At 58.1% G+C, this 20,829-nt stretch carries 22 protein-coding genes; 14 read left to right on the forward strand and 8 right to left on the reverse strand.

The window, feature by feature from the left end:
• Positions 1–36 precede the first annotated feature (36 nt).
• The gene (locus CQ009_RS14705; protein ID WP_105707103.1) at positions 37–768 is read right to left on the reverse strand and encodes a HugZ family protein; all 732 of its coding nucleotides are present in this window, start codon (positions 766–768) and stop codon (positions 37–39) included.
• 164 nt (positions 769–932) lie between these two features.
• Between CQ009_RS14705 and CQ009_RS14710 the strand changes: the two genes are divergently transcribed.
• Complete coding sequence (locus CQ009_RS14710) at positions 933–1,691, forward strand: SDR family oxidoreductase (RefSeq protein ID WP_105707105.1); 759 nt, start codon at positions 933–935, stop codon at positions 1,689–1,691.
• A 131-nt stretch (positions 1,692–1,822) separates the two neighbouring features.
• On the opposite strand, the gene apbC is transcribed toward CQ009_RS14710, so the two are convergent.
• A complete protein-coding gene (gene apbC / locus CQ009_RS14715) occupies positions 1,823–2,917 on the reverse strand; it encodes an iron-sulfur cluster carrier protein ApbC (protein WP_064391937.1) in 1,095 nt (364 codons plus the stop codon).
• 238 nt (positions 2,918–3,155) lie between these two features.
• Between apbC and metG the strand changes: the two genes are divergently transcribed.
• The 8 genes from metG (at position 3,156) to CQ009_RS14755 (ending at position 9,968) form a co-directional block, all read left to right on the forward strand.
• Positions 3,156–5,207, forward strand: a complete 2,052-nt coding sequence (metG, locus tag CQ009_RS14720; protein ID WP_105707107.1) for a methionine--tRNA ligase — start codon at positions 3,156–3,158, stop codon at positions 5,205–5,207.
• Between the two features lie 115 nt (positions 5,208–5,322).
• Entirely contained in the window at positions 5,323–5,892 is a 570-nt protein-coding gene (locus CQ009_RS14725) for an electron transport complex protein RnfA (protein ID WP_105707109.1), read from the forward strand.
• Positions 5,889–6,896, forward strand: a complete 1,008-nt coding sequence (gene rsxB, locus CQ009_RS14730) for an electron transport complex subunit RsxB (RefSeq protein WP_105707111.1) — start codon at positions 5,889–5,891, stop codon at positions 6,894–6,896. Before CQ009_RS14725 ends, rsxB begins: the two co-directional genes overlap by 4 nt.
• Positions 6,883–7,866 (forward strand): RnfABCDGE type electron transport complex subunit D, encoded by a 984-nt coding sequence (locus CQ009_RS14735; RefSeq protein WP_105707114.1) that lies wholly within the window; start codon positions 6,883–6,885, stop codon positions 7,864–7,866. Before rsxB ends, CQ009_RS14735 begins: the two co-directional genes overlap by 14 nt.
• Positions 7,863–8,468, forward strand: a complete 606-nt coding sequence (locus CQ009_RS14740) for an RnfABCDGE type electron transport complex subunit G (RefSeq protein ID WP_105707116.1) — start codon at positions 7,863–7,865, stop codon at positions 8,466–8,468. The genes CQ009_RS14735 and CQ009_RS14740 overlap by 4 nt, the downstream gene beginning before the upstream one ends.
• A complete protein-coding gene (locus tag CQ009_RS14745; RefSeq protein ID WP_105707118.1) occupies positions 8,465–9,046 on the forward strand; it encodes an Rnf-Nqr domain containing protein in 582 nt (193 codons plus the stop codon). The genes CQ009_RS14740 and CQ009_RS14745 overlap by 4 nt, the downstream gene beginning before the upstream one ends.
• Complete coding sequence (gene nth, locus CQ009_RS14750) at positions 9,043–9,681, forward strand: endonuclease III (protein WP_105707120.1); 639 nt, start codon at positions 9,043–9,045, stop codon at positions 9,679–9,681. The genes CQ009_RS14745 and nth overlap by 4 nt, the downstream gene beginning before the upstream one ends.
• Positions 9,682–9,788: 107 nt before the next feature.
• Entirely contained in the window at positions 9,789–9,968 is a 180-nt protein-coding gene (locus CQ009_RS14755; protein WP_064391954.1) for a PA3496 family putative envelope integrity protein, read from the forward strand.
• A 75-nt stretch (positions 9,969–10,043) separates the two neighbouring features.
• Here the strand turns inward: CQ009_RS14755 and CQ009_RS14760 are convergent, their stop codons facing one another.
• Positions 10,044–10,670 (reverse strand): response regulator transcription factor, encoded by a 627-nt coding sequence (locus CQ009_RS14760; RefSeq protein WP_064391960.1) that lies wholly within the window; start codon positions 10,668–10,670, stop codon positions 10,044–10,046.
• Between the two features lie 482 nt (positions 10,671–11,152).
• On the opposite strand from CQ009_RS14760, the gene CQ009_RS14765 reads away from it, so the two are divergent.
• Positions 11,153–11,857: a hypothetical protein gene (locus CQ009_RS14765; protein ID WP_064391962.1), complete on the forward strand. Its 705-nt coding sequence runs from the start codon at positions 11,153–11,155 to the stop codon at positions 11,855–11,857.
• Positions 11,858–11,942: 85 nt separating this feature from the next.
• Here CQ009_RS14765 and CQ009_RS14770 read toward each other — a convergent pair whose 3' ends face one another.
• A complete protein-coding gene (locus tag CQ009_RS14770) occupies positions 11,943–13,160 on the reverse strand; it encodes an argininosuccinate synthase (protein WP_007916658.1) in 1,218 nt (405 codons plus the stop codon).
• A gap of 129 nt (positions 13,161–13,289) precedes the next feature.
• Positions 13,290–14,198, reverse strand: a complete 909-nt coding sequence (locus CQ009_RS14775; RefSeq protein WP_105707123.1) for an OmpA family protein — start codon at positions 14,196–14,198, stop codon at positions 13,290–13,292.
• A gap of 160 nt (positions 14,199–14,358) precedes the next feature.
• Between CQ009_RS14775 and pyrC the strand changes: the two genes are divergently transcribed.
• Positions 14,359–15,405, forward strand: coding sequence for a dihydroorotase (gene pyrC / locus CQ009_RS14780; protein WP_105707125.1), 1,047 nt, complete (start codon positions 14,359–14,361; stop codon positions 15,403–15,405).
• Positions 15,402–16,079, forward strand: coding sequence for a ribonuclease T (rnt, locus tag CQ009_RS14785; protein WP_007916667.1), 678 nt, complete (start codon positions 15,402–15,404; stop codon positions 16,077–16,079). The genes pyrC and rnt overlap by 4 nt, the downstream gene beginning before the upstream one ends.
• A 74-nt stretch (positions 16,080–16,153) precedes the next feature.
• Here rnt and CQ009_RS14790 read toward each other — a convergent pair whose 3' ends face one another.
• Complete coding sequence (locus tag CQ009_RS14790; protein WP_003227723.1) at positions 16,154–16,756, reverse strand: peroxiredoxin; 603 nt, start codon at positions 16,754–16,756, stop codon at positions 16,154–16,156.
• A gap of 314 nt (positions 16,757–17,070) precedes the next feature.
• Between CQ009_RS14790 and CQ009_RS14795 the strand changes: the two genes are divergently transcribed.
• Both CQ009_RS14795 and bfr read left to right on the forward strand, forming a co-directional pair.
• Positions 17,071–17,289: a bacterioferritin-associated ferredoxin gene (locus CQ009_RS14795; protein WP_003227725.1), complete on the forward strand. Its 219-nt coding sequence runs from the start codon at positions 17,071–17,073 to the stop codon at positions 17,287–17,289.
• Between the two features lie 201 nt (positions 17,290–17,490).
• On the forward strand, positions 17,491–17,964 hold the full coding sequence (gene bfr, locus CQ009_RS14800; protein ID WP_016986653.1) for a bacterioferritin: 474 nt from the start codon (positions 17,491–17,493) through the stop codon (positions 17,962–17,964).
• 188 nt (positions 17,965–18,152) lie between these two features.
• On the opposite strand, the gene grxD is transcribed toward bfr, so the two are convergent.
• Together grxD and CQ009_RS14810 are read right to left on the reverse strand one after the other, a co-directional pair.
• Positions 18,153–18,494, reverse strand: a complete 342-nt coding sequence (grxD, locus tag CQ009_RS14805; RefSeq protein WP_008079424.1) for a Grx4 family monothiol glutaredoxin — start codon at positions 18,492–18,494, stop codon at positions 18,153–18,155.
• A 97-nt stretch (positions 18,495–18,591) separates the two neighbouring features.
• Positions 18,592–20,697, reverse strand: a complete 2,106-nt coding sequence (locus CQ009_RS14810; protein ID WP_105707126.1) for a molybdopterin oxidoreductase family protein — start codon at positions 20,695–20,697, stop codon at positions 18,592–18,594.
• Positions 20,698–20,829: the final 132 nt, after the last annotated feature.

Consider the following 20,829-nt stretch of genomic DNA (forward strand, 5'->3'; position numbering starts at 1 on the left):
GCAGTAAGCCTTAGATGACGTCGACCTTTCGTGAATTCAAGCGTCGGCCACCTCATTTTTTGGCCAGACCTCGGCGTGAGCCAGAGAAACCAGGGCTTCGCGCACTTGTGTCGGCGTATTACAAAGCGCCGGGAACGGCAGCCAGTACAACGCCTGACCGATGCGCAGGTGCATGCCCTCGGTGTCGATCCCGGCCAGTTGTGCCGGCACGGTTTGCGGCAGACCCGCGAGGTCGACGTAGTGCGCGATGGCTTTGGCGTGGTCGCTGTTCATGTGTTCGACCATGCTGATTTCAGCCTTGCCGGCGAACGGATTGGCCAGGGTCAATTGATCAACCCAATGAATCGCGCCGAAACCGCCGATGTAGCGATGGCGCACCGGGGTCAGCACCCAGAAATCGAAATCGTGGGCTTTGTGGTAATTCTGCGAATCCGGGAAATAACGGTAATAACGCCCGGCGGCGGACTCTATCGCAGCGGCGTCTTCGATCTTTTGCGCTTCAGCCAGATAGGTCAGGCGACCAACGGCTTGCACGTCGTCAGCCTCGCGCTCGCCGACAAGCAATGAGCACTTCGGGTCTTTTTGCAGGTTGTGGGTGTGCTGGGCGATGCGGCTGATCAGGATCAGCGGGCGGCCCTGCTCGTCCAGGCAGTACGGCACCACGGAGCCAAAAGGAAAACCGGGCATCGATTTGGAGTGGGTCGACAGCACTCCACGGTATTCCTTGAGAAGCAATTCTCGGGCATTCTTGGCCACTTCAACGCTCAATTTATGACTCCTTAAATAGAATCCGTCGAAAAAACGGACAGGCGCCGGGATTCAAGTCCCAGTCACGCCTTGAGGCAATTCTCATGTGCAAACCCGCCACGGCCGGTGCAGATCGGGAGTCGCTTACAACAATAACTACTCAGACCTGCTATCGGGGCATGCGAATGCAACTCAACGACAAAGTAATCATTATCACTGGCGGTTGCCAGGGTTTGGGCCGCTCGATGGCCGAGTATTTCGCTGGCAAAGGCGCGAAACTCGCGCTGGTCGATCTGAACCAGGAAAAACTCGACGACGCGGTTGCGGCTTGCAAGGCCAAGGGTGTCGAGGCGCGCAGCTATTTGTGCAACGTTGCCAATGAAGAGCAGGTCGAACACATGGTCGCTCAGGTCGCCGCCGATTTCGGTGCGATCCACGGTCTGATCAACAACGCCGGGATTTTGCGCGATGGCCTGTTGTTGAAGGTCAAGGACGGTGAAATGACCAAGATGAGCCTGGCACAGTGGCAGGCCGTCATCGACGTCAACCTGACCGGCGTGTTCCTCTGCACCCGTGAAGTGGCGGCGAAAATGGTCGAGCTGAAGACCAGCGGCGCGATCATCAACATTTCGTCGATCTCGCGCGCCGGCAACGTGGGCCAGACCAACTATTCCGCCGCCAAGGCTGGCGTTGCAGCAGCAACGGTGACCTGGGCCAAGGAGCTGGCGCGTTATGGCATTCGCGTGGCCGGCATTGCCCCGGGTTTCATTGAAACCGAGATGACCCTGAGCATGAAACCGGAAGCGCTGGAGAAGATGACCTCGGGCATTCCGCTCAAGCGCATGGGCAAGCCGGAAGAGATCGCTCATTCGGCGGCGTACATCTTCGAGAACGACTATTACACCGGGCGGATTCTGGAGATGGATGGCGGGTTGCGGATCTAACTGACAACACAAAACAAATGTAGGAGTGAGCCTGCTCGCGATAGCGGATTAACATTCAACAAATGTGTTGAATGATCGACCGTTATCGCGAGCAGGCTCACTCCTACAGGGTTATCGGTGTTGCGGATGCATCAATCGTCGCTGATGGTGATGTTCGGCATCGCCGGGGTAGCGGCTTCCTGCAACACGATCCGCGCGCCGACGTGGCGGGCGAGTTCCTGATAGACCATGGCAATCTGGCTGTCCGGCTCGGCGATCACCGTTGGCTTGCCGCCATCGGCCTGCTCGCGGATCAGCATCGACAGCGGCAGCGAAGCCAGCAGTTCCACACCGTACTGGGTCGCCAGCTTCTCACCGCCGCCCTCACCGAACAGATGCTCGGCATGCCCGCAGTTCGAGCAGATGTGCACGGCCATGTTTTCCACCACACCCAGCACTGGAATGTTGACCTTGCGGAACATTTCCACACCTTTGCGCGCGTCGAGCAGGGCCAGATCCTGCGGGGTGGTGACGATCACGGCACCGGCCACCGGGACTTTTTGCGCCAAAGTCAGTTGAATGTCACCGGTGCCTGGCGGCATGTCGATGACCAGATAATCCAGATCCCCCCATGCGGTTTGCGTGACCAGTTGCAGCAGCGCGCCGGAAACCATCGGCCCGCGCCAGACCATCGGCGTGTTGTCGTCGGTCAGGAAGGCCATCGACATGACTTCGACACCATGCGCTTTGAGCGGCACGAACCACTTCTGATCCTTGACCTCCGGGCGGGTGCGTTCGGGGATGCCGAACATGATGCCTTGGCTCGGGCCGTAGATATCAGCGTCAAGAATGCCGACCTTGGCGCCTTCGCGGGCCAGCGCCAGTGCGAGGTTGGCGGCGGTGGTCGACTTGCCCACACCGCCCTTGCCCGAGGCCACGGCGACCACGTTCTTGACGTTGGCCAGCCCCGGAATCTGCGCCTGCGCCTTGTGCGCGGCGATCACGCTGTTGACTTCAACCTTGGCGGTCACCACGCCGTCGAGGTTTTCGATGGCCAGTTGCAGGAGTTGCGCCCAGCCGCTCTTGAACAGACCGGCGGCGTAACCGATTTCCAGCTGCACATTGACGCGATCACTGACGATTTCGATGTTCTTCACGCATCCGGCGCTGACCGGGTCCTGGTTCAGGTAAGGGTCGGTGTATTGGCTGAGGACGGCTTCCACCGCTGCGCGAGTGACGGCGCTCATGGGCAACTCCGATAACAAGACTGGGAAAAGATGGCGGGTATCGTACCTGAAAAGATTGCAGCCTTCGGCAGCTCCTACCGGGGATTATGTGTAGGAGCTGCCGAAGGCTCGGGCCGCGTTCGGACGATCTGTTGATCTTTGCTGTTTCTCATCCAGTGAAACAGGTGCACAGGGTGAAAAATATGCGCCAGCGCTTTATAGTGGCCGACCTCCGTTTCATCAAGTAGCGAAGCCCCACATGTCCGAACCACGCAAGATCCTCGTCACCAGCGCCCTGCCCTACGCCAACGGTTCGATTCACCTTGGCCATATGCTGGAATATATCCAGACCGATATGTGGGTGCGCTTCCAGAAGCATCGTGGCAATCAATGCATTTATGTCTGCGCCGACGACGCCCACGGTTCGGCGATCATGCTGCGTGCAGAAAAGGAAGGCATCACCCCGGAACAACTGATCGCCAACGTGCAGGCTGAACACAGCGCCGACTTTGCCGAGTTCCTGGTTGATTTCGACAATTTCCACTCCACTCACGCCGAAGAAAACCGTGAGCTGTCGAGCCAGATCTACATCAAGCTGCGTGACGCCGGGCACATCGCCCAACGCTCGATCACCCAGTATTTCGACCCGGAAAAGAAAATGTTCCTGGCCGACCGCTTCATCAAGGGCACCTGCCCGAAATGCGGGACTGAAGACCAGTACGGCGACAACTGCGAAAAATGCGGTGCGACCTACGCGCCGACCGACCTGAAGGATCCGAAGTCGGCCATCTCTGGCGCCACTCCGGTGCTCAAGGACTCCCAGCACTTCTTCTTCAAACTGCCGGACTTCCAGGAAATGCTGCAGGCCTGGACCCGCAGCGGCACATTGCAGGACGCCGTCGCCAACAAGATCGCCGAGTGGCTGGACGCCGGCCTGCAACAGTGGGACATCTCCCGCGATGCGCCGTACTTCGGTTTCGAGATTCCGGGCGAGCCGGGCAAGTATTTCTACGTGTGGCTGGACGCGCCGATCGGCTACATGGCCAGCTTCAAGAACCTCTGCGACCGCACGCCTGCGCTGGATTTCGACGCGTTCTGGGGCAAAGACTCCACCGCCGAGCTGTACCACTTCATCGGCAAGGACATCGTCAACTTCCACGCGCTGTTCTGGCCAGCGATGCTTGAAGGCGCGGGCTACCGCAAGCCGACCGGTATCAACGTACACGGCTACCTGACCGTCAACGGCCAGAAAATGTCCAAGTCGCGCGGCACCTTCATCAAGGCGCGCACCTATCTCGATCACCTGTCGCCGGAATACCTGCGCTACTACTACGCGGCCAAACTGGGCCGTGGCGTCGATGACCTCGACCTGAACCTCGAAGACTTCGTGCAGAAGGTCAACTCCGACCTGGTCGGCAAAGTGGTCAACATCGCCAGCCGTTGCGCCGGGTTCATTCAGAAAGGTAACGCCGGCCTGCTGGTCGACACCAATGCTGCGCCTGAGCTGACCGAGGCCTTCCTCGTCGCCGCACCAAGCATTGCCGACGCCTATGAAGCCCGCGACTTCGCCCGTGCCATGCGTGAAACCATGGCCCTGGCCGACCGCGCCAACGCCTGGATCGCCGACAAGGCGCCGTGGTCGTTGAACAAGCAGGAAGGCAAACAGGATGAAGTCCAGGCGATCTGCGCCACCGCCATCAACCTGTTCCGCCAACTGGTGATCTTCCTCAAACCGGTGTTGCCACTGCTGGCCGCCGATGCCGAGGCGTTCCTCAACGTCGCCCCGCTGACCTGGAACGACCACACCACCCTGCTGGCCAACCATCAGCTCAACGAATTCAAGCCGTTGATGACCCGCATTGACCCGGTAAAAGTGCAAGCCATGTCCGACGCCTCGAAAGAAGACCTGACCGCCAGCCAGACCGATACCGGTGCTGCTGCCCCGGCCGGCAATGGCGAACTGGCCAAGGATCCACTGTCGCCGGAAATCGACTTCGATGCATTCGCCGCGATCGACCTGCGCGTCGCGCTGATCGTCAAAGCCGAACACGTGGAAGGCGCCGACAAGCTGCTGCGCCTGACACTGGATATCGGTGACGAGCAACGTAACGTGTTCTCGGGCATCAAGAGCGCCTACCCGGATCCGTCCAAGCTCGACGGTCGCCTGACCATGATGATCGCCAACCTCAAGCCACGGAAAATGAAGTTCGGTATTTCCGAAGGCATGGTGATGGCGGCCGGCCCTGGCGGCGAAGAGATTTACCTGTTGAGCCCGGACAGCGGCGCCAAGCCGGGTCAGCGCATCAAGTAAGCGACAGCAATAAAATCGATCCCACCGACGTGCCCCGCATGCCGGTGGGATTTTTCATATCTGGGCGGATACTGCCTAACCTTAAGAGACACCTGCCCGTTTCGCCGACAGAACCATGACTGAACTCATGCTTACGCTTATCAGTGCTGCGCTGCTCAACAACTTCGTGTTGCACTGGCCGCTGGGCGCCGATCCGCTGTTGGCGGGCAGTCGTCGTCAGGTGCACGCGCTGGGATTGGCGACGCTGTGCCTGACGCTGGTCGTCGCTGTAGTCGGTTACGTTATCTGGCACTGGTTGCTGGTGCCGTTTCACCTTGAAGCCCTGCGCCTGTTGGTGTTTCTGCCGTTGAGCGTTTTGTTGATTGCGCCACTGCTGAAACTGTTGACGCGCTGGCTGCCGAATCTGCCCTTCGAAGGTTTATGGCCACTGTTACTCGGCAACGCAGGTGTACTCGGGGTCGCATTGATCAATACACTCAACGATCAAGGTCTGCTGCAGGCAACCGCCCTGAGTCTCGGTGCCGGGCTCGGCTTCTGGCTGGTGCTTGGCCTGTTTACCGACTTGCGCGAGCGCACGGCCGACAATGATATTCCCCTGCCCTTTCGCGGCCTGCCGATCGACCTGATCGGTGCCGGCCTGATCGCGGTGATTTTTCTCGGATTCAGTGGACTGATCAAAACATGAGTCTGATTCAACGCATCGATGCCCTCTTGCCGCAAACCCAATGCGGCAAGTGCGGCCATCCTGGATGCAAGCCATACGCTGAAGGCCTCGCTGAGGGCGAGGCGATCAACAAGTGTCCGCCCGGTGGTGATGAAACCATCGCGGCATTGGCCGAGCTGTTGAAAGTGCCGGTACTGGAACTGGACATCAGCCGTGGCTCGGCACCGCCGCAGGTCGCCTATATCCGCGAAGCCGAATGCATCGGCTGCACCAAGTGCATCCAGGCCTGCCCGATTGATGCCATCGTCGGTGCCGCCAAGTTGATGCATACCGTGCTGATTGACGAATGCACCGGTTGCGATCTGTGTGTCGCGCCGTGCCCGGTCGACTGCATCGAAATGCATCCACTGCCGCCGGGCACATTGCCCGTGGTCGGAGGTCTGGCACTCAGTCTCGAAGAACACCGTGCACGCGCCGCCAAGCGCGATCATGCACGTCAGCGCTTCGAGCAACGCAATGCCCGCTTGCAACGCGAAGAACAACAGAAACAGGCTGAGCGAGAGGCACGGGCCAAACGTGCGGCGCAACCCGAAGTCAACACGCTTGATCCAGTGCAGGCTGCGCTGGAACGTGTGCGTGCACAGAAGACCGCCAGCGCGGACGCCGCTCTGAAGAAAGCCAGGATCGATGTCGCAATGAGCCGCGCACAATTGCATAAGTCGCTGAAAGCCTTCGGCCATCCACCGACGTTCGATCAGCAATCGCAATTGATCGTGTTGCAGCAACAGTTCGAAGCCGCCGAACAGGCGCTGGCAAAACTCGAAAGCGACACACCGGCAACTCCCGCCGTGACAGTGGCCACTGCGTCGGACGCCGATCTGAAACGTGCAAAAATCCAAGTGGCCATGCGCCGTGCCGAACTGAAGAAAGCGCAAACCGCCGAGGCTTTGCCGGAGCAAATCGCAGCTCTGGAGCAAGCGCTGCGCGACGCCGAGCGTCAGGTGCAAGCACATGCAGCCCCTTGAAACGCCGGATGATCGTCTGCAACAGGCGATGAAGCTGGTGTTGCTCGCGGTACTGCCGGGGCTGCTCGTGCAGTTCTGGTTGTACGGTTGGGGCGTACTGATCAACCTGATCCTCTGCATGACGAGCGCACTCATCGTCGAAGCCGGCGTCGCACGACTGCGCCGGCAACCGTTACACCCCTCACTGAGCGACGGCAGCGCAATGGTCAGTGCGGCATTACTGGCTGCCGCCCTGCCGGCTTATTGCCCTTGGTGGCTGACGACGACAGCGATTGCCTCGGGCCTGTTGTTCGGCAAGCACTTGTACGGGGGCATTGGCAAAAACCCGTTCAACCCGGCAATGCTTGGTTTCGCTTTGGTGATGGTGACGTTCCCGCAACCGATGACCCTCTGGCCCGCGCACGGCATGGATCTGCTCGCCGCCGTGCAGCAGGTATTCAATCCGGCTCAGGCGCCGGATGCGTGGGTGCAGGCCACAGCTCTGGACAGTCTGCGCATCAACAAGAGCCTGACAATGGATGAGTTGTTTGCCAGCAATCCAGCGTTCGGCCGCTTCGGCGGCCGCGGCGTGGAATGGATAAACCTGGCTTTCCTCTCCGGCGGGCTGTTCTTGCTGCAACGGCGGGTCATCGCCTGGCACGCGCCGGTCGGCATGCTCGCGAGCCTGTTCGTCGTCAGCCTGTTGTGCTGGAACGGCTCGGGATCGGACTCGCATGGCTCGCCACTGTTCCACCTGCTGAGCGGTGCGACCATGCTGGGTGCTTTCTTCATCATTACCGAACCGGTCTCAGGTGCAAAAAGCGCCCCCGCCCGCCTGCTGTTTGGTATCGGCGTCGGCTTGCTGACTTATCTGATTCGCACGTGGGGTGGCTACCCGGACGGGCTCGCGTTCGCGGTGCTGCTGATGAATCTTGGCGTGCCGGCACTGGAACGTTTCGCCGCCAGGCGACAGACGCAGGTGACCCCATGAACCGCACAGCGAATGTCGTCATCGTGCTGGTCCTGACGATCAGCGGTGTTGGTGTGACGTATCTGGTACAACGCGCCAATGCACCGCAGATTGCCGCCGAGCTGCGCCGGCTCGACAATCGCAAACTGCTCGACGTGCTCCCAGCCGAAAGCTACGACAATCAACCGCTGGAACAGCCGTTGCCGCTGGTCGATGTCGCTTTGCCCCACAGCCGTCTGCTCGGCGCTTATCGCGCAACCAAGGCCGGACAACCGGTGGCGCTCGTGCTGCGCAGTGAAACCGAGGGTTACGCCGGCACCCTCCAATTGCTGATCGCCGTTGATACCCGCGGCAAGCTGATTGGCGTGAAAACCCTCAGGCAAAACGAAACACCGGCACTCGGCGGACATCTTGGCGACTGGCCAAACACTTGGCTTCAGGCGTTTGCCGGCAAGTCACGCAAAGAACCCACCGATAACGGCTGGGCACTGAAAAAGGATCAGGGCCAATTCGACCAGATGGCGGGGGCCACCATCACCTCTCGTGCGGCGCTCAATGCCATCCACGATGCATTACGCTATTTCGATGAGCATCGGGTAGCCATGCTGGGGAGTGGTACATGAACACATCGGTGAAGCTGTCGAACTCAATGGTGCTGGTGCTGCTGCTCGGCACCAGCAGCTCGCTCGCCGAAGCTTCAGGCATGCTGTTTATGTCCGTGATGGTGGTGGGCGTGTATGGCGTCTGCATGTCGTTGCTGCGCCCGCGCCTGATGCCCTTGAGCACGTTATTGACCAGTGTGGTACTCGCCGCCACCCTCACCGCTTGCGCCGAGATATTCGCGCAACGCTGGTCTGTGCAATGGCATCAGGCTCTCAGTCTGTATACCGGGATGATCGCTCTGCAGTGCGTGGTACTGGAACATAACGGCTTCTTTCGCCATTCACTGGCCCAGCGCCTCAAACTCGGCATTCAGTTCGGCGGGCTGATGGTGCTACTGGCGGTGTTGCGAGAGCTCATCGGTCAGGGCAGCCTTGGCCGGGACCTGTCCGAACACTGGCGAGAGTGGGTGTTGTTTCGCGCAGGCCTGCACTGGCTGACGCTGGTTCCCGGCGCACTGATTTTACTGGGGCTGCTGCTCGCAGCACATCAGGCGTGGACGCGCCCGAACTCTATTTCGAAGGAAACGCATCGCCCATGAATGCCGCAAAACGTCTTGAGATTTTTCGCAGACTGCACGAAGACAATCCCGAGCCGAAAACCGAACTGGCGTACTCCTCGCCGTTCGAATTGTTGATCGCTGTAATTCTTTCAGCGCAGTCGACCGACGTCGGTGTCAACAAGGCCACGGCCAGGCTTTTCCCGGTAGCCAATACGCCAGCGGCGATTCATGCCTTGGGTGTCGAGGGGCTGTCCGAATACATCAAGACCATTGGCTTGTACAACAGCAAGGCGAAAAACGTTATCGAGACCTGCCGCTTGCTGGTAGAACGCCACGACAGCCAGGTTCCGCAAACGCGTGAAGAGCTCGAAGCCCTGCCAGGTGTCGGGCGTAAAACAGCGAATGTGGTCCTCAATACCGCTTTCCGCCAACTGACCATGGCAGTCGACACGCACATCTTCCGCGTCAGCAATCGCACCGGAATTGCACCCGGCAAGAATGTGGTCGAAGTGGAAAAGAAATTGATGAAATTTGTGCCCAAGGATTACCTGCTCGACTCCCACCACTGGCTGATTTTACATGGGCGTTACGTATGCCTGGCACGCAAACCCCGCTGCGGCAGCTGCCGGATCGAGGACTTGTGCGAGTACAAGGAAAAAACTTCAGACGATTGAGTAACTATTAGGTTTTTGTATCTGTCGATTGAAAAAATCTTTTTTACCAGTCGTTGTATTGTCGATATAAGGAGCGCCAAAGGCAGTCTTAGCCGGGAGTTAACCTGATGAGTACCGATAAAGAGCAATTGGACGTTGAAGACGATTTTACTGCCGCTGAGACCGATGACGCAGAACCCGTGGTCGAGGTCGCAAAAACCAACCTCAGCAAACGCCGCACCATCGACAATCTGCTAGAGGAGCGCCGGTTGCAAAAACAATTGGCTGATTACGATTTTGATCTCTGATATCTGAAGCCTCCCGAAACGGAGGCTTTTTTCTGTCCGCTGCACGCTGATGCTGATCGGTCGCTGAAAATACACTCAGACAAGCCCATTACGTTGTGCCAATTCGATCAAATCAACCAGAGAACGGGCATTGAGCTTCAACAGTAATCGAGTCTTGTAAGTACTGACTGTCTTGTTGCTGAGAAACATGCCATCGGCAATTTCCTTGTTGGTCTTGCCTCGAGCCAACTGCTGCAACACCATCATTTCGCGCCCGGAAAGACGATCGACCATATCGGCTTCGCTGGCATTTCCCAGGCTGGTGCGCACCGTGTGTAACGCCTGATTGGGAAAGTAGCTGTAACCGGAAAGCACCGCTTTGATGGCGCTGAGCAATTCGGTCAGATCCTGTTGTTTGCAAACATAGCCTGCAGCACCAGACTGCATGCAACGCATTGAAAAGTGCCCTGGCGCCTGGGAAGTCAACACCAGGACTTTCATCGGCATCGCCGTCGACGCCAGACGCGCAATAACCTCCAGACCATCAAGCTTGGGTATTCCAATATCCAGTATGACAATGTCCGGCATTTGTTCGCGCGCAAGTTGCAGAGCATCTACGCCATTATCCGTCTCTGCAATAACTTCGTAGCCATGACGCTCCATCAGCATGCGCACAGCAAGACGAATGACGGGGTGATCATCCACGATCAGCACTTTATTCATGGGCAAGTCCAGTTTCGCTGTTCGAATTTTTAGAGCCGGCACAATAGCCTAGTCACTTGCGACATGGCACAAGAGAGTTCCATTGCAAGCACAGCGAAAGACATCCCCTACAGCAAAAAAAGACTTTTCCTACAAGAATTCCAAACTCCGCAGATCAAGTGTCACTCGGGCGCGGTTTACGACCCGTGTCAACCTGTTAAAACGCCTGCCAGACAAGCCCTCAGGGGAGCGCCGCACGAGCATGCGCTGATACCCGAATGATTGAAGAACCTTGCATGGCGCTATCAACAACCCGAAACTCTAACTCTGAAAAAAACCAACACACCTGTTCTTTTAAAAAAACAAATCAAAATCTTTCACCACGACAACATAAACAACTGAAACAAGATACTTCTACCCAACGCCATAGTTTTAATATAAAAATACACACCCACTAAAAACAAACCATAAGTACGGACAACTAAATTTCATGAGTGCCAAATATGCTGAAATTCAAAAAGAAAATTGCCAACCCAATGACAGTAATCGTTGTATTTGCTTTCATATCCGAGTCCTCCGCGGCCGTATCACTGCCATTCCTTGGTGATCAGGAACGCGAGATGTACATATGGTTCCTTATGAGCTTTCCTTTTTACTTGTTACTGCTATTTTTCATTACATTAAACTTCAACTATCGATCTCTTTATGCGCCTTCCGACTTCGACAAGGACGACAGTTTTTTAAAGCTGTCTGCCGATATCAAAGATACCGAAAGCGGATTGCGCAACAGTTCGACGAAAAAAGCTCCATCGCCTGAAAAAGCCAAGGAGACTTCCTCCAGTAACGGAGTACCTGCAAGAGAAGCGAACCTGCACCCGTCCGGTCCCCCGCCAGAACCTGGTGTCGCCGACACCGCGTGTTCATGGATCGAACATAACGTTCAATGGCCCAAACCGCTGGGAACCCTGCGAGCGATCGACGTGCGTCAGATGAACAATCGAATGGACTTTGACACCTTGCTGGAAAGCTTCTCTCGCCCTGGCAAACATTCGAAAATCATCGTATTACTGACTGATCCGGCGTCTGAGGTTCTGCTCATGCAGATCATGGCGGAGCTTCTGCGGCATGCAAAAAAACGCGTTGGAGCGACCCATGTGATTGCCTATAACGTATGTACGCACGCCAGCACGATTCTGAAAGGCGCATGAAACCCATGCAGCCTTTTGTAGTGGGTAAAAAAAGGCGGCTTTGTCATAACGACAAGCCGCCTTTTTTATTGCGTGTCTGAAGGGCTCAGAACAGCTTGCGGCCTTTGTTGGCAGCAATGCGCATGCGCAGCGCGTTGAGCTTGATGAAGCCCGCCGCGTCGGCCTGGTTGTAAGCACCGCCGTCTTCTTCGAAGGTCGCGATGTTGGAATCGAACAGCGAATCGTCGGACTTGCGGCCAGTGACGATCACGTTGCCTTTGTACAGTTTCAGGCGCACAACACCGTTCACGTTGACCTGCGAAGCGTCGATCATCTGCTGCAGCATCAGACGCTCCGGGCTCCACCAGTAACCGGTGTAGATCAGGCTGGCGTATTTCGGCATCAGCTCGTCTTTGAGGTGAGCGACTTCGCGGTCCAGGGTGATCGATTCGATGGCGCGGTGAGCGCGCAGCATGATGGTGCCACCCGGGGTTTCGTAGCAGCCACGGGACTTCATGCCGACGTAACGGTTTTCGACGATGTCGAGACGGCCGATACCGTGGGCACCACCGATCTTGTTCAGCGTCGCCAGCACGGTAGCCGGGGTCATTTCGACGCCGTCCAGTGCAACGATATCGCCGTTACGGTAAGTCAGTTCCAGGTATTGCGCTTTGTCAGGAGCGTTCTCCGGGGAGACGGTCCATTTCCACATGTCTTCTTCGTGCTCGGTCCAGGTATCTTCCAGCACGCCACCTTCATAGGAGATGTGCAGCAGGTTGGCGTCCATCGAGTACGGGGATTTCTTTTTGCCGTGACGCTCGATCGGGATCGCGTGCTTCTCGGCGTAGTCCATCAGCTTCTCGCGGGACAGCAGGTCCCACTCACGCCAGGGTGCAATGACTTTTACGCCTGGCTTGAGTGCGTAGGCACCCAGTTCGAAACGCACCTGGTCGTTGCCCTTGCCGGTGGCGCCGTGGGAAATGGCGTCAGCGCCGGTTTCGTTGGCGATTTCGATCAGACGTTTGGCGATCAGCGGACGTGCGATGGAAGTACCCAGCAGGTACTCGCCTTCGTAAACGGTGTTGGCGCGGAACATCGGGAATACGAAATCACGCACGAATTCTTCGCGCAGATCGTCGATGTAGATTTCTTTGACGCCCATGGCCTGAGCCTTGGCGCGGGCCGGCTCGACCTCTTCGCCTTGACCGAGATCAGCGGTGAAGGTCACCACTTCACAGTTATAAGTATCCTGCAGCCACTTGAGGATCACCGAAGTGTCCAGGCCGCCGGAATACGCCAGAACGACCTTGTTTACGTCCGCCATGCCATCACTCCACGGGGTTCTACGGAAAGCCGAGGAGTCTACCGCCCAAACGCGATAATTTACAGAGGCGCGACAGCTTAAGACGACAAAGCGACAGAATCTGTCGAGAGCGCGACGATGACCGGCGGGTCAGGAAGTCGCTGCAGTGCTGGCTGGCGTACTCGCTTGCGGTGCCGGAGCCGCTGTCGGCGCCACACGTGCCAGTTTGACATTGACCCGGCGGTTCTTCGCGCGATTGGCCGCATTGGTGTTCGGCACAATCGGATATTGCTCGCCGTGGAACCGCACGGTGATCTGCGATTCCTGAATGCCATTGGCCTTGAAGAAGTCGACGACAGCCAGCGCCCGGCGGCGCGACAGTTCCCGATTGGTCAGGCGATTACCGCTGTTGTCCGAATGGCCGTCGAGTTCGATGTGATTGACCGTCGGATCGGCCTTCATGAACTCGAGCATCACTTGCAACTTGGCTTTGGCGGCGGAATCCAGGTCAACGCCTTCGCCAGGGAAGCCGATTTGCGACCGCTTGATCTGGTCGAAATTCTGCGGCAGCAACTTCGCCACACAGGTTTGATAGTCGTTGAACGCCTTGTTGAACTTGACTGGCAACAAACGCACTTCCGAAACCCGTCCGTCGCCAGACGCACGCCGCACCACCGGGCTGCGACCGTCGAGCAGGCCACTGATCAAGCCGCCGGCCTGGGATTGCGAGCTGTTGAACAGCACATTGCCGCTGCCGATTCTGACGCTGCCCAGGTTGATATCGCCGCGCCCCGGCTGCCAGGGCGCCGCCGCTGCCAGCAACGTCGCCGAGCCGCCGCCGAGCATCGCGTTGTAGGCGTTCAGACGAAATATCGCCTGCTCGCCGGCCTTGCGCACGAACTCACCCGAGCCGAAATCAGTGATCGGCTGGGTCAGACGACATTCGAACTTGTCGCCGGCGACCGTCCACTCAATGTTCTCCAGACGGGTCTGGTACGTGAGCGCCATCGCGGGGAGGCTGGCAAACACACTGAGCAAGGCTAAATAACGCTGGCGCACGGGAGGCTCCATTGGCTTCTGAAACACAAAGACCGATTCACACTATGTTTACGGCATACCTACGGGATATCGGAAGCTTCCCGCAAAACTTGATAGCGAGTGCCTGCAAGAGTCTTTTCCGGTAGCATTCGCCTCAGTTTGACCCGCCTGGAATCCCCTCATGTCCGACCGCCTGACCCTGCTGCGTCCCGACGACTGGCACATTCATCTTCGCGATGGTGCCGTGTTGACCAATACCGTTGCCGATGTTGCGCGCACCTTTGGTCGCGCCATCATCATGCCCAACCTGGTACCTCCGGTGCGCAACGCCACTGAAGCCGATGGCTATCGCCAGCGGATTCTCGCTGCCCGCCCGGCCGGCAGTCGCTTTGAGCCGCTGATGGTGCTGTACCTCACCGACCGCACCCAGCCCGAAGAAATTCGTGAGGCCAAGGCCAGCGGTTTCGTGTACGCCGCCAAGCTGTACCCGGCCGGCGCGACCACCAACTCCGACTCCGGCGTGACCAGCATCGACAAGATTCTGCCGGCGATCGAAGCCATGGCCGAAGTCGGCATGCCGCTGCTGATCCACGGTGAAGTCACTCGCGGCGACGTCGATGTGTTCGACCGCGAAAAGATTTTCATCGATGAGCACATGCGCCGAGTAGTCGAACGTTTCCCGACGCTGAAAGTGGTGTTCGAACACATCACCACCGGCGACGCCGTGCAGTTCGTCAACGAGGCTTCGGCCAACGTTGGCGCGACCATCACCGCGCATCACCTGCTCTATAACCGCAACCACATGCTGGTGGGCGGGATTCGGCCGCACTTCTACTGCCTGCCGATCCTCAAGCGCAATACGCACCAGGAAGCCCTGCTCGACGCTGCCACCAGTGGCAGCGCGAAGTTCTTCCTTGGCACTGACTCGGCGCCGCACGCTCAGCACGCCAAGGAAGCCGCTTGTGGCTGTGCCGGCTGCTACACCGCGTACGCCGCCATCGAGATGTACGCCGAAGCCTTTGAGCAGCGCAATGCGCTGGATAAGCTCGAAGCCTTCGCCAGCCTCAACGGCCCGCGTTTCTATGGCCTGCCGGCGAACACCGATCGCATTACTTTGGTTCGTGAAGAATGGACTGCCCCGACCAGCCTGCCATTCGGCGAGCTGACCGTTATCCCGCTGCGCGCCGGTGAAAAACTGCGCTGGCGCCTGCTGGAGGAACACGCGTGAGTGAAGACCATTTCGACGACGAACTGGACGGTCAAAGTGGCGGCGGCGGTTCCCGCCACCCGATGGCAGCACGCTTTCGCGGCTACCTGCCGGTTGTCGTCGACGTAGAAACCGGCGGTTTCAACTCGGCCACCGATGCGTTGCTGGAGATTGCTGCGACCACCATCGCCATGGATGAAAAGGGTTTTGTTTACCCCGATCACACCTATTTCTTCCGTGTTGAGCCGTTCGAAGGCGCCAACATCGAAGCGGCGGCGCTGGAGTTCACCGGGATCAAACTCGATCACCCGCTGCGCATGGCGGTCAGCGAAGAAACCGCGCTGACCGACATCTTCCGAGGCATCCGCAAGGCGCTGAAGGCCAACGGTTGCAAGCGGGCGATCCTGGTCGGTCATAACAGCAGCTTCGACCTCGGCTTCCTGAACGCTGCGGTCGCGCGACTGGACATGAAGCGCAACCCGTTCCACCCGTTCTCCAGCTTCGACACCGCGACGCTGGCCGGTCTGGCGTACGGTCAAACCGTACTGGCGAAAGCCTGCCAGGCCGCCGACATCGATTTCGACGGCCGTGAGGCGCACTCGGCGCGTTACGACACCGAGAAAACCGCTGAGCTGTTCTGCGGCATCGTCAACCGCTGGAAACAGATGGGCGGCTGGGAAGACTTCGACGACTGATCCTCGTTGAGTCAATCCCGCGCATAAAAAAACCGGCCACAGGGGCCGGTTTTTTTGTACCTCGACGTTGCGCCTTACAGGGCAGCAGCGTTCTCGGTCAGGTAAGCCGCAACGCCTTCTGGCGAAGCGTTCATGCCTTTGTCGCCTTTTTTCCAGTTGGCAGGGCAGACTTCGCCGTGCTCTTCGTGGAATTGCAGAGCGTCGACCAGACGGATCAGCTCTTCCATGTTACGGCCCAGTGGCAGGTCGTTGATGATCTGCGAGCGGACAACGCCTTTGTCGTCGATCAGGAACGCGCCACGGAAAGCCACGCCGCCTTCGGATTCAACGTCGTAAGCCTTGGCGATGTCGTGCTTCATGTCGGCAGCCATGGTGTATTTCACCTGACCGATGCCGCCATTGTTCACTGGGGTGTTGCGCCATGCGTTGTGAGTGAAGTGCGAGTCGATCGACACAGCGATCACTTCAACGTTGCGCGCCTTGAAGTCAGCCATGCGGTTGTCCAGAGCGATCAGCTCGGACGGGCAGACGAAGGTGAAGTCCAGTGGGTAGAAGAACACCAGGCCGTATTTGCCTTTGATGGCCGAGGACAGGGTGAAGCTGTCAACGATCTCGCCATTGCCGAGTACGGCCGGGACGGTGAAGTCAGGGGCTTGTTTGCCTACGAGTACGCTCATTGATATCTCCTGGTGTAAAAACTTGAAGTTCAGGGTCCGGGCCAGCCTGCCACCCTCAGGCGACAGCCCTGTGACACGAACCCCCTTCGCAAGGGCCGACCATCATACACTGCGAATTTGGCCTGTCCTTAACGGTTTTTTGCAGTCTGCCAATCACAAGGCTGCATTTACGGGGCCAGGCAGATCGCCAGTAATCACCGTTCGTCAGTCACGCGCCAATCTGGCGAAAAGGCCTCGCAAAGCACTTTGACAATCATTCTCGTTATTATTAAGATCCATCGCAATTGAGTCACAACCAGCGACGGTTCTCACTTATGTATGTTTGTCTCTGCACTGGCGTCACCGACGGACAGATCCGCGAAGCGATCTATGAAGGTTGCTGCAGCTATAAAGAAGTCCGCCAGGCCACCGGCGTCGCCAGCCAATGCGGCAAATGTGCCTGCCTCGCCAAGGAAGTGGTTCGCGAAACCCTGACCAAGCTGCAAACCGCTCAGGCTGCGATCCCCTATCCGGTAGAATTTACTGCTGCGTAATAACACCCCATTTCAAAGAACCGGACTTATGTCCGGTTTTTTTATGCCCGAAAATCAATTGCTTACGCTCTAGACGCGGAACACAAACATTCTTATTCCGATTAATTTTCATTTATTATTCAATAACTTAGGTTTGACACTTATAAATACGGGGCTCAAACTCTGCCGTATATACAGCGAATACAGGGCAGGACTCCGATCATGAAAGGCGACATTACAGTCATCCAGCATCTCAACAAGATCCTTGCCAATGAGCTGGTCGCGATCAATCAGTACTTCCTGCATGCACGCATGTATGAAGATTGGGGTCTGAACAAGCTCGGCAAGCACGAATACAAAGAATCCATCGACGAGATGAAGCACGCGGACAAGCTGATCAAGCGCATCCTGTTCCTCGAAGGCCTGCCCAACGTACAGGACCTGGGCAAGCTGCACATCGGCGAGCACACCCAGGAAATGCTGGAGTGCGATCTGCGTATCGAGAAGACCGGCCACGCCGACCTGAAGACCGCGATCGCGCATTGCGAAACCGTTGGCGACTTCGGCAGCCGTGAACTGCTCGAAGACATTCTCGAATCCGAAGAAGAACATATCGACTGGCTGGAAACCCAACTGGGCCTGATCGATAAAGTCGGTCTTGAGAACTATCTGCAATCGCAGATGGGCGAAGAGTAGGAGCTGCCGCAGGCTGCGATCTTTTCAGATTGCACCGGCAACTTGCAGTAACTTTTCGAACGCACTAAAAAGCCCCGCCCTCTTTCAAGGTGCGGGGCTTTTTATTGGCTGAAGATCAAAAGATCGCAGCCTCGTTTCACTCGACAGCTCCTACAGAAGCAGGAGGTGTCGCGCGAAACCCGGCCTTATCAGGCTTCGGACTTGTTCGCCGCAGCCGCTTCAACAGCCGACTTGATGGTGCTTTGCAGCGAACCGTCTGCAGCCATCTCGGTCATGATGTCGCTACCGCCGACCAGCTCACCGCCGACCCACAGTTGCGGGAAAGTCGGCCAGTTGGCGTACTTTGGCAGGTTGGCGCGGATTTCCGGGTTCTGCAGGATGTCCACGTACGCAAACTTTTCGCCACACGCCATCACAGCCTGCGCAGCTTTCGCGGAGAAGCCACACTGCGGGGCATTCGGCGAGCCTTTCATGTAAAGCAGAATGGTGTTGTTGGCAATCTGCTCTTTAATCGTTTCGATGATATCCATGGAGCACCTCGGCTGAACTTTCCGACTCATGGGTCGGCACGGTGGCGCATTGTAACGGAATCCCGAGCGCCATGCTCGGTCTCCCCGACAGACATGCTCACGCTGCCGCTACAGTGACCGGCACGCCGTTCAACGCCGCGTTTCCCGACAACTCGTCGAGCTGACATTCATCGGTCAGGTCATTGGCGCTCGAACCTGGCTGGCCGCTGGCAATCGCCATTTGCACGCCCGGGCGTGAATGGCCCCAACCGTGCGGCAGGCTGACCACGCCTTTCATCATGTCGAGACTGCCCAGCACCTCCACTTCAATCTGCCCGACCCGTGAACTCACACGCACCAGTTGTCCATCGTTGAGTCCACGACTGGCCAGATCGTCCGGATGCATCAGCAACTGATGGCGTGGCTTGCCCTTCACCAGGCGGTGATAGTTGTGCATCCATGAGTTGTTGCTGCGCACATGACGACGACCAATCATCAACAGCTCATCGGCCGCCGGTGCTTGCAGCGCGGCAAAACGCGCGAGGTCGGCAAGGATCTCTGGCGGAGCAGCCTGCACACGCTGGTTCGGCGTTTTCAGGCGCGGTGCCAGGTTCGCTTTCAACGCGCCGAGGTCGATTCCGTGAGGATGATCAAACAATGTCGCCAACGAGAGTTGCTGCTCGGACGCGTCACCGTACCTCCCCATGCGCAACCCCATATCGATCATCTTCGCCGGCGGCATCGTTGGTTTCAGTTCTTTACCGGTCTTCTCGGCAAAGGCCTTGGCCAGGCCAACAAAAATCTCCCAGTCGTGCAGCGCGCCTTCGGGCTTGGCGAGGATCGCGCGATTGAAGCGGGTGACGTTGCGCACCGCGAACAGGTTGAACGTGGTGTCGTAGTGATCGTTCTCCAGTGCCGAGGTCGACGGCAGGATCAGGTCGGCATAACGCGTGGTTTCATTGATGTACAGGTCAATGCTGACCATGAAGTCGAGGCCGTCCAGCGCGCGTTCCAGTTGCCGCCCGTTCGGTGTCGACAACACCGGATTGCCGGCCACAGTGATCAGCGCCCGGATCTGGCCGTCGCCTGCGGTGAGCATCTCTTCGGCCAGCGCCGAGACCGGCAGTTCGCCGCCGTACTCAGGACGCCCGGAAACACGACTCTGCCACTTGTTGAAATGCCCACCCGAAGTCGACGCCACCAGATCCACGGCAGGTTCAGTGCACAATGCCCCTCCAACACGGTCAAGGTTGCCGGTGACCAGATTGATCAACTGCACCACCCAATGACACAGCGTGCCAAAGGCCTGGGTCGAAACACCCATCCGGCCATAGCAAACCGCACTCGGCGCGGCAGCAAAATCCCGCGCCAGTTGACGGATCTGCTCAGCGGACACCGCACACAGCGGACTCATGGCCTCGGCGGTGAAGGTCTCCACCGCAGCGCGCACCTCGTCCAGCCCGTCGACCGGCAAATGACTGTCGCGGGTCAGGCCTTCGCCAAACAGTGTATTGAGCACACCGAACAACAACGCGGCATCGCCACCCGGGCGCACGAACAAATGCTGATCGGCCATCGCCGCAGTCTCGCTGCGCCGAGGGTCGACCACCACGACTTTACCACCGCGCGCCTGGATCGCTTTTAAACGTTTCTCAACATCTGGCACGGTCATGATGCTGCCGTTGGACGCCAACGGATTACCGCCGAGGATCAACATGAAATCGGTGTGATCAATGTCCGGAATCGGCAGCAGCAGGCCGTGTCCGTACATCAGATAACTGCTCAGGTGATGCGGCAACTGATCGACCGAAGTCGCCGAGAAGCGATTGCGCGTCTTCAGCAAACCGAGGAAATAATTGCTGTGGGTCATCAACCCGTAATTGTGCACGCTCGGGTTGCCCTGATAGACCGCCACGGCGTTCTGCCCGTGACGCTCCTGAATTGCCGCCAGTTTTCCAGCCACCAGCGCAAACGCCTCGTCCCATTCGATCGGCAGCCATTCGCTGCCAACGCGGCGCATCGGCTGGCGCAGGCGATCGGGATCGTTCTGGATATCCTGCAGCGCCACCGCTTTGGGGCAGATGTGCCCGCGACTGAAGGTATCAAGCGCATCGCCCTTGATCGAGGAGATCGCGACATTGCCCTCGGATTCGGTGGTCTCGATGGTCAGGCCGCAAATGGCTTCACACAGGTGGCAGGCACGGTGGTGGAGAGTCTTGGTCATGGCCAGTCTCTGTCTTGTTCTGGGCGGGCGATCACGCCCGCGGGAACAAAACTATGGCCCCGGCGCAGGTCTGGCGCCAGCGACGTTCGTCTTGTGAATCGAGGCCTATCAGGTGGGCCGATAGGCCGGCAC

The sequence above is a fragment of the Pseudomonas sp. MYb2 genome (assembly GCF_002979955.1).
In the GTDB taxonomy this organism is placed as follows: Bacteria; Pseudomonadota; Gammaproteobacteria; order Pseudomonadales; family Pseudomonadaceae; genus Aquipseudomonas.